Origin of the sequence: Endozoicomonas atrinae, from assembly GCF_001647025.1 — a bacterium.
In the GTDB taxonomy this organism is placed as follows: Bacteria; Pseudomonadota; Gammaproteobacteria; order Pseudomonadales; family Endozoicomonadaceae; genus Endozoicomonas; species Endozoicomonas atrinae.
Genome location: NZ_LUKQ02000148.1, coordinates 1 through 14,243, shown reverse-complemented (window position 1 = coordinate 14,243; position 14,243 = coordinate 1). Strand labels below are relative to the sequence as shown.

Annotated in this window: 13 protein-coding genes; 6 read left to right on the top strand and 7 right to left on the bottom strand. The window is 49.5% G+C overall.

The window, feature by feature from the left end:
• Positions 1 to 99: 99 nt before the first annotated feature.
• Complete coding sequence (locus AK963_RS18190) at positions 100 to 996, bottom strand: efflux RND transporter permease subunit (protein WP_066016860.1); 897 nt, start codon at positions 994 to 996, stop codon at positions 100 to 102.
• A gap of 9 nt (positions 997 to 1,005) precedes the next feature.
• On the bottom strand, positions 1,006 to 2,148 hold the full coding sequence (locus AK963_RS18185; protein WP_083232750.1) for an efflux RND transporter periplasmic adaptor subunit: 1,143 nt from the start codon (positions 2,146 to 2,148) through the stop codon (positions 1,006 to 1,008).
• Between the two features lie 257 nt (positions 2,149 to 2,405).
• Between AK963_RS18185 and AK963_RS18180 the strand changes: the two genes are divergently transcribed.
• Positions 2,406 to 2,885 carry a DM13 domain-containing protein gene (locus AK963_RS18180; RefSeq protein WP_066016858.1) on the top strand — a complete coding sequence of 160 codons (480 nt, stop codon included), beginning with the start codon at positions 2,406 to 2,408 and terminating at the stop codon, positions 2,883 to 2,885.
• A 161-nt stretch (positions 2,886 to 3,046) separates the two neighbouring features.
• Here the strand turns inward: AK963_RS18180 and AK963_RS18175 are convergent, their stop codons facing one another.
• Both AK963_RS18175 and glnK read right to left on the bottom strand, forming a co-directional pair.
• Positions 3,047 to 4,297, bottom strand: a complete 1,251-nt coding sequence (locus tag AK963_RS18175; RefSeq protein ID WP_066016857.1) for an ammonium transporter — start codon at positions 4,295 to 4,297, stop codon at positions 3,047 to 3,049.
• A 103-nt stretch (positions 4,298 to 4,400) separates the two neighbouring features.
• On the bottom strand, positions 4,401 to 4,739 hold the full coding sequence (glnK, locus tag AK963_RS18170; protein ID WP_020580987.1) for a P-II family nitrogen regulator: 339 nt from the start codon (positions 4,737 to 4,739) through the stop codon (positions 4,401 to 4,403).
• Between the two features lie 498 nt (positions 4,740 to 5,237).
• Here glnK and AK963_RS18165 point away from each other — a divergent pair, with 498 nt between their 5' ends.
• From AK963_RS18165 to AK963_RS18155, 3 genes are all read left to right on the top strand, one after another.
• Positions 5,238 to 6,194 carry a 2OG-Fe(II) oxygenase family protein gene (locus AK963_RS18165; RefSeq protein WP_066016856.1) on the top strand — a complete coding sequence of 319 codons (957 nt, stop codon included), beginning with the start codon at positions 5,238 to 5,240 and terminating at the stop codon, positions 6,192 to 6,194.
• Between the two features lie 61 nt (positions 6,195 to 6,255).
• Positions 6,256 to 6,549, top strand: a complete 294-nt coding sequence (locus AK963_RS18160) for an accessory factor UbiK family protein (RefSeq protein ID WP_066016855.1) — start codon at positions 6,256 to 6,258, stop codon at positions 6,547 to 6,549.
• Positions 6,550 to 6,664: 115 nt separating this feature from the next.
• A complete protein-coding gene (locus AK963_RS18155; RefSeq protein WP_066016854.1) occupies positions 6,665 to 8,188 on the top strand; it encodes a YifB family Mg chelatase-like AAA ATPase in 1,524 nt (507 codons plus the stop codon).
• Positions 8,189 to 8,190: 2 nt separating this feature from the next.
• On the opposite strand, the gene AK963_RS18150 is transcribed toward AK963_RS18155, so the two are convergent.
• Positions 8,191 to 9,474, bottom strand: coding sequence for a cytochrome P450 (locus AK963_RS18150; protein ID WP_066016853.1), 1,284 nt, complete (start codon positions 9,472 to 9,474; stop codon positions 8,191 to 8,193).
• Between the two features lie 270 nt (positions 9,475 to 9,744).
• On the opposite strand from AK963_RS18150, the gene AK963_RS18145 reads away from it, so the two are divergent.
• The gene (locus AK963_RS18145) at positions 9,745 to 10,623 is read left to right on the top strand and encodes an SDR family NAD(P)-dependent oxidoreductase (RefSeq protein ID WP_066016852.1); all 879 of its coding nucleotides are present in this window, start codon (positions 9,745 to 9,747) and stop codon (positions 10,621 to 10,623) included.
• A 148-nt stretch (positions 10,624 to 10,771) separates the two neighbouring features.
• Here the strand turns inward: AK963_RS18145 and AK963_RS18140 are convergent, their stop codons facing one another.
• Together AK963_RS18140 and ptsG are read right to left on the bottom strand one after the other, a co-directional pair.
• Positions 10,772 to 11,419 carry a hypothetical protein gene (locus AK963_RS18140; RefSeq protein ID WP_139117500.1) on the bottom strand — a complete coding sequence of 216 codons (648 nt, stop codon included), beginning with the start codon at positions 11,417 to 11,419 and terminating at the stop codon, positions 10,772 to 10,774.
• A gap of 165 nt (positions 11,420 to 11,584) precedes the next feature.
• Complete coding sequence (gene ptsG, locus AK963_RS18135; RefSeq protein ID WP_238593773.1) at positions 11,585 to 13,048, bottom strand: PTS glucose transporter subunit IIBC; 1,464 nt, start codon at positions 13,046 to 13,048, stop codon at positions 11,585 to 11,587.
• 234 nt (positions 13,049 to 13,282) lie between these two features.
• On the opposite strand from ptsG, the gene AK963_RS18130 reads away from it, so the two are divergent.
• A complete protein-coding gene (locus AK963_RS18130; protein WP_066016849.1) occupies positions 13,283 to 13,993 on the top strand; it encodes a TetR/AcrR family transcriptional regulator in 711 nt (236 codons plus the stop codon).
• Positions 13,994 to 14,243: the final 250 nt, after the last annotated feature.

The window sequence follows — 14,243 nt, the reverse complement described above, 5'->3', positions numbered from 1 at the left end:
TATGAAGATATTATCAATAAATGCTGTGAGGCATGGAATGAATTACTTTCTGAAGTTGGCCGATTGAAAAGTCTATGCTCCCGTTCATGGGCTGTTATTTCATAATTTAAAAATGGAATTGGTATCATTAGCCCCCGGCATTGGCCATATAGAGATAAAAACGGTCGTGGTTTTATTAATTCTGGCTGAGACCGTACCCCGGTCTTCGCCCATGACGACTTCAGCAATATCCCCAAGACGGATAATAGCGCCATCACGCCGGGCCAGAACCAGCTGCTGAAAGTCACTGACCTCACGCAGAGTTGCATTGCTCTGCAGGTTCACCTGCTGACGATCATTCTCTGTCTTGCCCAGGGAAGCAATAATATTATTGGCACGCAGCGCTGCCAGAACCTCACCAGCCCCCAGGTTCATTGCCGACATCCTGACCGGGTCCAGCCAGATACGCATGGCAGGGTTGCGGCCGCCTTCCAGCCCTACCCGCTGAACACCGCTGATAGACGTCAGCAATGGCGTTACATGTCTTTCCAGATAGTCAGTCAGCTGAGCACGACTCCAGTACTCATTTCGAACATTCAGGTAAAAGACAGCTGCCGGGCGATCCGTTCTTTCCACCGCAATGGATGGATCATCCGCTTCATCGGGCAGTTCGTAACTGATCTGATTCAAACGGGCCGTCAGTTCAGCAAGGGCGGAAGTACTGTTTTCATTCAGTTTCAACCAGGCCGTAACCCGGCTGATGCCCGCGGTAGTATTGGAGTCTACATAGTCCACTCCCGGAATGGTCATGGCTATTCGCTCAATAGGCTCAGTAACAAACCCCTGAACCACATCCGCTGAGGCACCGCGATACTCTGTGGTAATCACCAGAGAGGAGCTCTCAATCTCGGGAAACTGCAGTACTGGAACTTTCTGCACCGCTACAGCACCAGCAATCAAAAGAACCAGAGAAATCACCAGTGACAGTACAGGGCGCCTGACAAATATATCCATCATTCACCCCACTTACTGTACTGATGTAGTCGATGAACGGTCAGAACCACTCTGACCGCCATAAACCAGAACGCCGGGCTTCAGTTTAAAAGCCCCCACGGTGGCAATTCGAGCACCTTGATCAAGACCGGACTTCACTACCACCTTGTCACCCAGCCGATCGCCGGTTGTAATATCCTGGCGATAAGCACGAAACCCATCTGCATCGGGATCTTTATCAAGCCGATATACATACTGCCCCAGCGTGTCCTGCTGAATGGCCAGAGCTGGCACTGCTTCAACCATTTCACTGGCACCTACAGGAACATGAACCTCAACCACCGCATTATGCATAAACGACAGTAAATCACCGTCCACTCTGGCTCGATAGCGCCGACTTCTGGAGCTTGATGAAATGGTCGTGTCCAGAGCAACAACCTTACCCTCAAACTCTCCAGTACCAGCATCCGCTACATTTGCATTATTCTGAAGCAGTCTGATTCTGACGGGAGAGCCAACCACAACATCGCTGTAAAACTGAGGCAGGTTGAAATCAATCCAGATATAGCCGGGATTGCCAACAAGCGTGGTAATGGCTGTACTTCCCTGAAGAAAGTTACCCGCTTCCAATCGGTGAATTCCCACCCGACCACTGAATGGCGCTACGATCTTTTTCTTTTGAATGGTGCTTTTCAGTGCATCAATATCCGCATTGGCAATGCTGAGTTCAGATTTGGCCTCATCCAGCTGGGATTGGCTGGCGGCATTGGTTTTGCGCAAATTGGCAATCCGCTGATAAGCCAGCCTTGCCAGTTCAGCCCTGGCAACGGCTGACTTAAGCAGAGCTCTTTCTTCACTGGTGTCCAGCTGAAGCAGAAGCTGTCCTTTCTGAACCTCCCCACCAGAGGCAAAACCTACCTTAACAATACGCCCGGGCAGCTCATTCGTCAGTTCGACACGCTGCGGGGATACGGCTTCACCAATCACCTTCACTTCAGGCGTGTACTCAACAAGATCAACTGCCTGATATTCAACGGTTTCAGAGTGCTCAGGGAATGATTCGGCAAAGGCAATCGCACTGCGTATCTGCAGCACCTTAAAGGAGGCAAGTCCGGCAAAAATCAAAAGCGAGACAACGAGCGTAATACACCAGCGGCGAAAGTTCATAGTTCTCATGACAGCTCCAAAGCGCTTTCTTATTGTTATCCGGGATGGCAATTCGAGCAGCTTTCCACTGAATTATCGTTATAAACCATTCAGGACAATCGACTCAGTTTACACTATTTTCTCTCCAAACTAACGATGAACAACCTTCTGCAATAGCCACAGACCTCATCAACATGAGCATTAAAGGCGATGGTATAAATAGTTGTGTGCCTTTGCCGACCTATAATCAACTGTACTAAAGCCCGAAATACTTCCGAGTCTTTACCATGAAAGTCTCTCGATTACTGTTATTAGCCGCCTCTCACTGCCTTTGCCTACTGATAGGCTTTGCCGCCGGTATTTATCTGCTGCCTATTCTGACTGCTCCCGATGCCCCGTCCGTTTCTGTTATCGAAGACAGCCGCAAGAGCCAGCGATTCCACGGTGAGTTTATCCGGGATCGGAAAGATAGTGATCAGCTCCATTGGGGTGAGGGCGAGTTCAGCATTAACAGGGACTCGATCAGTTTCTCTGGCAAGCTGGCTCCAGGTCCCGACTACAAGCTGTACCTGTCACCGGTTTTTATTGAAACGGAAGCCGACTTTAACCAGCACAAGTCAGAGATGATGAGGGTTGGCGATATCAAAACCTTTGATAACTTTATTATCCCACTGCCAGCAACCATTGACCCGGCCAAATACAATACGGTCATCATCTGGTGCGAAGCCTTTGGTCAGTTCATTACTTCCGGGACCTATCAGCCATAAATTCACGATAAGTCTGATTGGCTGGTAACCGGAGGGTACAAAAAAGCTCCGGCCCAACCATCTGGTCAGACCGGAGCTCGATTTTCTAAGCTTATTGCCTTTGTCAGTTTATGGGTAAACCGACAACTTCCCTGGCTAATAAGTCATTAAGCAACTCATGCTTAAGACTTGCTGGTGAACTCTGGGTAAGCTTCCATACCACATTCAGTGAGATCAGCACCTTCGTACTCTTCTTCTTCAGAGATACGCAGCCCCATGATCACCTTGATCACACCCCAGACAACCAGGGAAGCACCAAACACCCAGGCAAAGATACTGCCGATACCCAGCAACTGAGCCCCCAGGGTAGCGTCACTGTTGGTCAGAGGTACAGCCAGCAGGCCCCAGATACCCACAACACCGTGAACAGAGATGGCACCTACTGGATCATCAATACACAGCTTGTCCAGCGCCAGGATAGAGAAGACCACCAGGGCTCCACCGACAGCACCGATCAGCGTTGCACCCAGGGCGGTTGGCGTCAGAGGCTCTGCAGTAATAGCAACCAGGCCAGCCAGCGCACCGTTCAGGGCCATTGTCAGGTCAGCCTTGCCAAACAGCAGTCTGGCAACGATCAGGGCAGCAATGACACCACCGGCTGCGCCAGCATTGGTGTTTACAAAGATCTGTGCAACAGCGTTGGCATTTTCAACATCGGCAATCTTCAGCTGAGAACCACCGTTGAAACCGAACCAGCCCAGCCAGAGGATAAAGGTGCCCAGAGTTGCCAGAGGCAGGTTAGCACCAGGCATGGCATTAACAGCACCGTTAGAAGCATACTTGCCTTTACGGGCACCCAGCAGCAGCACACCAGCCAGGGCAGCAGAAGCACCCGCCATGTGAACCACACCGGAGCCGGCAAAGTCCTGGAAGCCCGCTTCGTTCAGGAAACCACCGCCCCACTTCCAGAAACCCTGTACTGGATAGATGAAGCCAGTCATGAAGACCGCAAACAACAGGAAGGCCCACAACTTCATACGCTCAGCAACCGCACCAGAAACGATGGACATGGCCGTCGCTACGAAGACCACCTGGAAGAAGAAGTCAGAACGCAGAGAGTAATAAGGAGCGTCATCACCATCGGCAACCACCGACTCGACGCTGTTTTCAGTGCCCAGCAGCGTGCCGAACAGAGGCATGATGCCGCCTTCGTTAGCGCCTGGATACATGATCTGATAACCACAGAGCAGGTACATGGTGCAGGCAATGGCAAACAGGGCAATATTCTTGGTCAGAATTTCAACGGTGTTCTTTGAGCGCACCAGACCAGCTTCCAGCATGGCAAAGCCGGCGGCCATCCACATGACCAGTGCACCACACATCAGGAAATAAAAAGTGTCGAGCGCATACGACAGCTGAGTTATATCTTCCACGGGACCCCTCCCAGTAAAATTCACATCTTCTTATCTGTTTTATATCGCTATTACTGCTGAGCGATGTCATCAGTGGCTGCTGATGAGTACCTTTGACAGGCTTTTAGATGGCGTCGACGCCAGTCTCTCCGGTACGGATTCGAATGGCCTGTTCCAGAGCCGTTACGAAAATCTTTCCGTCTCCGATTTTGCCGGTGTTGGCCGCATTGGAAACCGCTTCAATCACCTGATCCAGCAGATCGTCGGAGATTGCCACTTCAATCTTTACCTTTGGCAGAAAGTCCACAACGTACTCTGCACCGCGATACAACTCGGTATGACCTTTCTGGCGACCAAAGCCCTTGACTTCAGTCACAGTAATACCCTGAACGCCGATATCAGAAAGCGCTTCCCGCACGTCATCAAGCTTGAATGGCTTGATAATGGCTGATACTAACTTCATGCATTATTCTCCTGGCTTTACTTAATATTCATCCGGGAGGGGTGACCTGGATGCGATACAGCTTCCAAAGTCTACGCATTTCCCCTTGTGTTACAACAGCCTGTTCTATTTCATGGGCCTACAAAAGGAAGAACGAACCCTGCCAGTCTTGGTTTCAGGCGATCCCGCCCGGCACTGATTAAATGGTTAACCCTCTACAAGCAGCCTCTGTGCCAGTTTTTGCATATCCCCATAAATGGGCATGATTGAAGGCTTCAGGAGCTAGAACGAGTACCGAAACAGGCCTGCGCACTCATTTGATGCACTAAAACCTTATCCCCCTTCCAGAAAGGCGCACCAAAATAGTGCAAAAATTAATATATCTGAGACTATTCAAACTTGATGCCTCATCAGAGAGCAGCTAAATCTATTACGCAGAGTCAGAAGGCGCATATTCCATATGCACCATGCTTCCCAATAAATTTGAGGCTTCAGTCGAAGGCGTCAGAGGTATAACCATTGCCAGACAGCACAATCACCGAGAGCGATGTCATCACCATCGACGTCACATCCCCCTATGCCTCGCAGCAGCTACTGGAAGCTTATACAACTACCGGTATTGCTTACTTCACGGGATTGCCCATTGCCACAGAGGCCTTTCAGGCCAGGGTACTGAATACAGCCCGACGCTTCTTTCTCGGATTTACAGCAGAACAAAAAGCAGCCCTGCGCTTTGGAGTCCCGGGCTATATCCGTGGTTACAGCGGGCCGGGCAGCGAACAGTACAGTGATACCGCTGATACCTATCAGGAGCATTATGTCGAGTCGCTGGATATTGTCAGTGGCATGACCATCAGTGAGTGGCCAGACCTGCTTGTGGATTCCGGTTTAATGGATGAGCTGGAGCAATATCGTCGCGTTGCCGCACAGGCGGCCACCATTATTCTGACACTGACCGAGAAAGCCCTTAAACTGACACCGGGATTTCTGGCCACCAAGCACGCATTGAGTCGGGGCAACAGCACCTTTCGCCTGAATCATTACCCGTCCATGATGCAAAATCAGCGCAAAGGCTCAATTCGCTTTGGTGAACATACCGACTTTGACACCATCTCCCTGCTGCTCTTACTGGACGATGCCGGAGGCCTACAGTTTCAAAACCCCCGAGGAGAGTGGTGTTCCCTGAAAAGAAAACCCAACACTTTATTGGTACACGTTGCAGACATGCTGGCGCGCTGGAGCAATGAGCGTCTGGTGGCAACACCTCATCGTGTCTATGCCGAAGACCAGGATGACCTGTGGCCAGAACGCTATACCATGATCTTTTTTGCCGCCCCGCCCTCCAACACCTGGGTCGATTCCAAAGACCTGTTCCCGGATGAGCCCAATAAATACCCGCCGGTCAGTGCAGGTGACTATCTGAAACAGCGCCTGGAACAGATTTACGGCAGCAGCTATCGGGAAAAAATCGGCTAGTTCTATCAGGAGTCGGGTTGAGGTATCCTTCCTCTTTCTGACCACCAGCCCAGCGATAACCATGATCGATAAAGCCGCCTTAATTAATAATATTGCCGCCAAAGCCGGTGAACTCTTTAACAGTGACAAAAGCCAGACCCGGGAAGATATCGAAAAAAATATCAAGGCTTTGGTCGGCAGTGCTCTGTCAAAGCTGGAGCTGGTAACCCGTGACGAGTTTGACACCCAGGTTGCTGTTCTAAGGCACACCCGTGAGCGCCTTGAAGCGCTGGAAAAAGAAGTGGAAGCACTTACATCGGAACAAACAGTGCTGGAAGACAACCGCAAAGAAGATCAGGAAAATCCTGACAATTAATCGCTTGTCCATCCCTAGCGCCTGCAGTTTCAGACAGGCGCGAACTTACACAGCAATTCTCTCATAAGCTGCTATCTTTGACCGTTTAACGTTGTCTAATCGGTCAATAATAAAAATGCCTTCAACACTGGCGCAGGTTTACACTCGGGCAAACCAGGGCATCCGTGCTCCTGCGGTTTCTGTGGAAGTTCATCTTTCTCAGGGCTTACCCTGTTTAAATATTGTAGGACTGCCTGAAGCGGCTGTAAGAGAGAGCAAGGATCGCGTACGAAGTGCCTTGATCAACAGTGGCTTTGACTTCCCTGACGGGCGAATCACCGTCAACCTGGCACCCGCTGACCTTCCGAAAGAAGGCGGCCGCTTTGACCTGCCCATTGCACTGGGTATTCTTGTAGCGTCAGGGCAGCTGCCGGGTGAGGTCCTGGAGAATAGAGAGTTCCTTGGGGAACTCGCACTTTCCGGCCACCTCCGCCCCGTCCGGGCGGTTCTTCCAGCTTCCTTAGCCTGCAAGGAAACTAACCGGGCATTGGTCCTTCCTGAGCAGAATGCGTCTGTTGCCGCCATGGTCAGCAGTGTCACCATTACTGGCACCCGCAGTCTCACCGAAGTTTGTGCTTACCTGCGAGAGAAGATTCATATTGAGCCCGCAAAACCAGATCAAAACGATTGTAAAACACATTACCCAGACCTATCGGAGGTTCGAGGGCAGGAACAGGCCAAGAGAGCTTTATTGGTTGCGGCTGCCGGCTCTCACCACTTGCTGCTTTTTGGTCCACCCGGCACAGGAAAAACCATGCTGGCCAGCCGTCTTCCCGGACTGCTTCCGCCACTGACAGAGTCCGAAGCCCTTGATGTCGCCGCTATACACTCACTGGCATCCAGCGCTATGGACACCGTCTGGCAGCGCCCTTTTCGCACACCTCATCACTCCTCTTCATCCGTTTCTCTGGTGGGCGGTGGCAGCATACCTCAACCGGGCGAAATCTCTTTTGCGCACAATGGTGTTCTATTTCTGGATGAAATGCCTGAATTCGCCCGTACCGCTCTGGAAATGCTCAGGGAGCCCCTGGAAAATGGTGAGGTGGTCATCACCCGGGCAAAAGGTCAGGAATGTTTTCCTGCCCGATTCCAGCTGGTAGGGGCAATGAACCCCTGCCCCTGTGGTTACCTGGGAGACAATCAGCGAACCTGTCGGTGTTCACCTGACCAGATCAGACGCTATAGAAACAAACTATCCGGGCCTCTGCTGGATCGTATTGACCTTCAGATTGAGGTTCCATCCCAGGCAATTCAAACCATTATGGAGCCTGCTGTTCAGAACAACGACTCACCAGAAACCGAATCAGGAAAGCTGAGAGACCTTGTGATCAAAGCCCGAAAAAGACAGCTGACAAGACAGGGGAAAATCAATTGCCAGTTGTCATCCAGAGAGCTTTTTGAAGTCTGCGCACTGGGTGAAAAGGAGAAAGGGCTGATCGCCAGAGCATCCGAGCACCTGCAAATCTCAACCCGCGGGCTGCATCGGATTTTGCGAGTTGCCAGAACCATTGCCGACCTTGCAGACAGCCCTGAGGTGCTAAGCTCACACCTTGGAGAGGCCATGCAATATCGGCAACTGGATCGCCAGTCAGTTCAATAAATCTACTTCTGAATATTCGTTTTGATAACCAGCTGTTTAAAAGCAATCGAGTTATGATCTGTCTCATCCCTCTCGGGTTCATAAGCCAGTTCTGCATCTGGAAAACGGGCAAACAGCTCACTTAACGAAAGGAACAACTGTCGTTTTGCCAGTGCAGCACCAATACAGAAGCGCGGCCCATAACCAAAAAGCACATCCTTGTCGTGACTCCGGTTCATGTCGAATTTTTCAGGCTCTGTATAATATTGCGGATCATAGTCCTTTAGATGGGGCATCAATAACACCATCTGCCCCTTACGAACCTTTTGTCCAAGAAGTTCCATATCCTCAGGCGCATAACGGGCAAAACCCATTTTGGAATTGGCCGACCAGCGCATCATTTCCGTAAATGCCTTGCCAAATGCTTCCGGGCTTTCCAGCGCCTCAGAAACCTGGTCGCGGTTTTTCAGCAGGGAATAAACACTCCACTGCTGAGCAATTAGCGTGGTATCTGCTCCCGCTCCAATAAGAGCCAGCACCATCGTAATGATGTCCCATTCACGAAATTGCTCGTTTTCTTTTTCCACCTGGATAAGCGCACTGAGAAAGTCATCCTGCCGGGGCATCAAACGGCGTTCGGCAATCACCTCCTGGATAATATCAATGGCCCGATTACTGTCTTCCCGTGCTTTCTGACGGCGCTCTTCTGATATGGTCGGATTCCAGGCTTCAGTAAAACTGGTCACTACCGGTTTGAAATCATCCCAGTACTTTTCCGGTATCCCGACAATTCGGGTAATGGAGATAAAAGGGATATGAGCGGCAACCTTTTCGATATAGTCAAAGCTGTCCGGTGTTCCCAGCTCATCAAACAGCGCTTTGATATCCGGCTCAATCCGCATGCTGATCGCTTCAACAACATTTCTGGAGAATGCTGGAGACGACACTTTACGAACCAGCCGGTGATGGTCTTTATCGGCCACCAGGCTATGACCAATCAATGCACGCTCGAAGTTTGTCCACTCACTTTCTGGAGGACGGGGTGGCGCATACTCCCAGTCATAAAAGTCAGATGACAGGTATTCCGTACGCCAGCAATCCATGATGTCTTTAATGCCGGTCATAATCCAGGCCTGCCAAAGCGGATACCAGACCAAAGGACCCCGTTTTACCAGCTCACGCCATTGAGGCACCGGGTCTTCACAATATTCAAGGGAGTGAGGGTTATAAACCGTTTCAATCGGAGGTAAAGCTTCTTTTTTTATAGAATATTGAGCTTCGTCCTGATCATGCTCGATGGTCGCCATAATGATGGTGCCTCTTTTTTTATTATTAGTTATGGAGGTGTTAAGCCGTCATATCCGTCGCCTTTGAAGTTGCTACGTTGTTGTCTTCGCTCACTTGCCGCCATATAGCAACTCCAAATCCTTTGGGTAAATTTACAAGATCATAAGTCTTATCTAACGATTACCGTTGTACAAACTTATACGCCAGTGTATTTTTCTAATCAAGTGTCATTTTCTGCCTAACAGAAATTCCAGTACACCTATTCCGAAAAAAAGTGGAGCATAATAATAATGAAAAATTTCCAGGATAAAGTAGCCGTTATCACCGGTGGAGCCAGCGGTGTTGGCAGAGCATTGGCATTTGAGCTTGCCCGTGAAGGTGCCAGGGTGGTTATTTCTGATATCGAAGTGTCCGCACTGGAGCAAACCATTGCCGACATCAAGGCTGAAGGTCTGGAATGCGCTGGGCAAATCGCCGATGTAACCAATGGTGACTCGATGAAAGCGCTGGCAGCATCCATTAAAGAGCAGTTTGGAGCAATACATCTGGTATTTGCCAATGCCGGAGTGGGTACTGGTGAAGGCGGCATGATGTGGGAGTACGACCTGAATGACTGGGAGTGGGGTTTTCGGGTGAATACCTGGGGCCTGATCCACACCATCAATGCCTTTATCCCCAGACTGGTTGAGCAGAATGAAGAAGCGCATTTTGTCGTCACAGGATCAGGTAACGGTGCGTTTCTGATGATGCCAAACACCCCCATCTATACAGCCACTAAAGCCGCTGTTCAGGCCATTACTGAGAACCTGCATTACCAGCTTCAGATGAGTCAGTCCCCAGTGAAAGTGAACGCCCTTTTTCCCGGACCTCATGTGGTTAACAGTGGTATTTTTAATTCAGAACGGAATCGTCCTTCCGACCTGCCTGCAAACCCTGAAAAGCCAGGCTCAGGTATTTCATCACTGGACGATATGAAAGCGATTATGGCTCAGTATCAGCGGGAACTGAAAACCACAGAGCCCGAGGAAGTGGCGTCCTTTGCACTGCAGGAACTGCGCAAAGACACGTTCTGGATTACACCAATGAGTGAAAAATCGGAAGAAGCATTCAAATCAAGAGTGAACAGTATCCTGAAAAGAACAACACCTTTGGTTCCGGATGTCCTATAAACCCGATTAACTTAACTGGAGCCTGCTGAACTTGGCGCATAGTGTGAAATGTTCAACAGGCTCGAAAAATCATAGTCAACACTTAACCAGGTCATTACAACGGTTCCCTTCTTTTTAATCCTGAGCAGAGAATGTCGTTCTCAGAATATTACCCAACCTTATAAACCTCTTTCCAATTTATAGGCATTCGCATGGGGTCAAGGCCGTTACTGTGAATATAATGTTCTGCTAACGTTTCATAGCTGATTGAGTGTCCATTCCAGAAAACGAGGTCTGGTACCTCGTCGTATGCAATACAGCACTTTTTAGAAATCTCCTTCCTGGATATATCCGCAGGAAGGTCTGGCAGCTCATTGAATGGAACAATATTTGATTTTAGAATCTGCAAATGCTCCGAATCAATAACGTCAGGCTCAGTCGCCTCCACCGAAGACTGCTGGTAGGCAGGTGTTTGCTCCATAATCATACCCGCCACTATGCTATGAATAACTGTAGTCCTCATTCTTTGACGGTCAGTATAAGAGGCATTCTCAGGCAGGCACTCAGAAACATATTGATTTACATACCGCTCACCCAACCGAGGATCACCAAGATTTAGATGAATATTTCCTTGGCCGGGAATTACCAGTTCTACTGTTTCAGGGTCACGCACAAAGCACGGACAAAAAGCCCTTTTTATACAGCGTAAAAAGCCAGATCCACTTCCCTGATTATCCCCTTGAAGCGAGCCCTCTCGAGATCCATCTTGCACAGTCCAAGGAACATGACTTGCTGCTCTTGCCTCCACCGTAATCACTCCTCTTACCTGTTAGACATAAGCTACGCTTTATTCGACCTTTAGACATCCCAACCCAGTAATTTCTCCTCCTTGCAAATAAAAAAACCGTGCCCACGATAAACGTAGACACGGCTGCAAAGACAAATATTTTCTGCTCTTAAACCGAGCAATTATTCAGCAGTATCAGGCCAGCGCCATTTCACCGACTTCTGGAGCCTGACCACTTTTCATCAGTTCATTCATCTCTGTTTTAATCTGGTCAGAGCGTGGGCCAAAGATGGCCTGCATATTCTGGCCAACCACCAACACAGCTGTTGCACCCAGAGCCTTGATGGCTTCAACGTCCACATTCTCAGGCTTGTCGACGGTTACACGCAGGCGAGTGATACAGGCATCAATGCTCTTGATATTGCTCTGGCCACCAAAAGCAACGAACAGTTTTCTGGCCAGCTCACTGCCAACTTCTGTGGTATTCGCAGCTTCCGTTTCCTGCTCACGGCCCGGTGTACGCAGGTTGAACATCTTGATCGCAAAGGTGAACACGGTGTAATACAGCGCCGCGTAAGCCAGACCCCACACCAGAATCATTGCTGGCTTGGTACCGATGCTAAAGGACAACGCATAGTCAATCAGACCGTGGGAGAACGAACCACCCATCTTAATTTCAAAGAAGTTGGTGATCACGAATGCGATACCTGCAAGCAGTGCGTGAATTCCGTAAAGAATTGGCGCAACAAACAGGAAGGAGAACTCGATGGGCTCGGTAATACCGGTCAGGAAAGAGGTCAACGCCGCCGACATCATAATACCGCCCACCACTTTCTGGTTTTCGGTTTTCGCACTGCGCCACATGGCAATCGCCGCCGCTGGCAGACCAAACATTTTGAACAGGAAGCCACCCGCCAGGAAGCCTGCAGTTGGGTCACCCGCAAAGAAACGCGGAATATCACCATTCACCACAACGCCAGAGGCCGTCACGAACTCACCCATCTGAGACTGGAAAGGAACGTTCCAGATATGATGCAGACCAAAAGGAATCAGCAGTCGCTCAACAAAACCGTAGACAAAGCCCATGGTCGTTGGGTTACCTTCTACGGCATAGTTACCAAACGCATCAATGGCATTACCAATTGGTGGCCAGATAAAACTGAGGGCCACACCCATGACGATGGCGGCAAAAGCCGTGATGATTGGTACAAAGCGCTTGCCCGCAAAAAAGCCCAGGTACTCAGGCAGCTGGATTTTATAGAAGCGATTGAACATCACCGATGCCAGAATACCCACCAAAATGCCACCAAACACGCCAGTATCAATAGACGCGATACCCATGATGGTTTTGGTTTCGATTCCCAGCGTGTTGGCCATAACCCCCATGGTAGCGAGCAGAACCACATAGCCTACAATCGCCGCCAGAGAAGAAACGCCATCGTTATCGGTCAGGCTGAGCACAACACCGATCGCAAACAGCAGAGGCAGGTTACCAAAAACAGCACCACCCGCCTGAGCCATGATATGATTCAGCAGTTCAGGAATGATTGAAAAGTTTGCGCTACCTACTCCCAGCAGGATGCCGGCAGCGGGCAGAATTGCCACGGGCAGCATCAGCGAGCGCCCGATTTTCTGTAGAAGGGAGAATGCTTTTTGCACCAGTTAACCTCAAGTAACCCTGTAATATAAACGTTGCCAAGTCAGTTTTTGTACTCTTACCGGTACTAACTGCTCATGATGTTGTGAAAAGAAGGTTCTATGAATTTGGGTGCGCGATTCTTATACAATTGTGTGTTTTATGAACTGACTTAGATCAAAAAATGACAGTTTTTCTGTTATCTAAAGACACTTTTTCATTACTCTTGTATAAAAAGTTGAGCACATTCGAGCACCATGCCAGCACCAGTCAAAACCGCCAGAAAAAAAGTAGTCCGCCAGTCCAGGGAAGCCAGGGTACGGGATATCCTTAATGCGGCCCGGGAGGTCTTTGAGGCCAGAGGCTACGAAAAAGCAACGGTTGCCGAAATCGCCAGCAGGGTGGGCATTGTTGAAGGAACCGTGTTCAGTTACTTTGCCTCCAAAAGAGTGTTGGTTCTGAAAGTGATGGAACAGTTTTACCATCAAATAACACTGCAGATAGAAGAAGGCATTCAGGGGGTTAATGGTACCCGGGAGCGCTTTTACTTTGTCATCTGGAACCATCTCAACATCATGACCCAGAACCGCGCGCTCTGTGGCGTCATATTGAATGAATCACGGGGGATTGATCACGAGCTCTCGCAACAGGTGAGGTTACTGAATCGGCGCTATACCGAAGTCGTTACTCAAATTACTCAGGATGGCATTGCATCAGGAGAACTCAGACCAGACGTCAGTGTCACACTGGTTCGTAACACACTGTTTGGCACTCTTGAGCACTATCTCTGGAGCATGTACCAGGACTCAAAAGATACAGAAACCGCCACATTGGATATTCATCAAACGTCACAACAAATCACACGGCTTATTTTTGGCGGTATCTCAAACAACAATCAAAATCTGCCTGATAAATCGGTCAAAGGTGAGGTCAGCGAACTCATCAAGAAACTGAACAGGCTCCTTTAGAAAGGTCAATAGTTACCAGATCTGGACTGAAAGTTAACTTAGTGACAAGAAGTACTGCTGTGCTTATGCTCTTGTGATTTGCCTTCTACCGAATCGGATACACTTTGAATAAACTGGCAAAGGGGGTGCTCTCTCTGAATGATTGAAACAATAGTGCTCTATTTTCACAGCTACTATGGGAACACCACTCATAATAGTTAACTGTCATGCCCGCTTCTGTTATTTCCAGCTCTACCAAAAGCATCGTTTT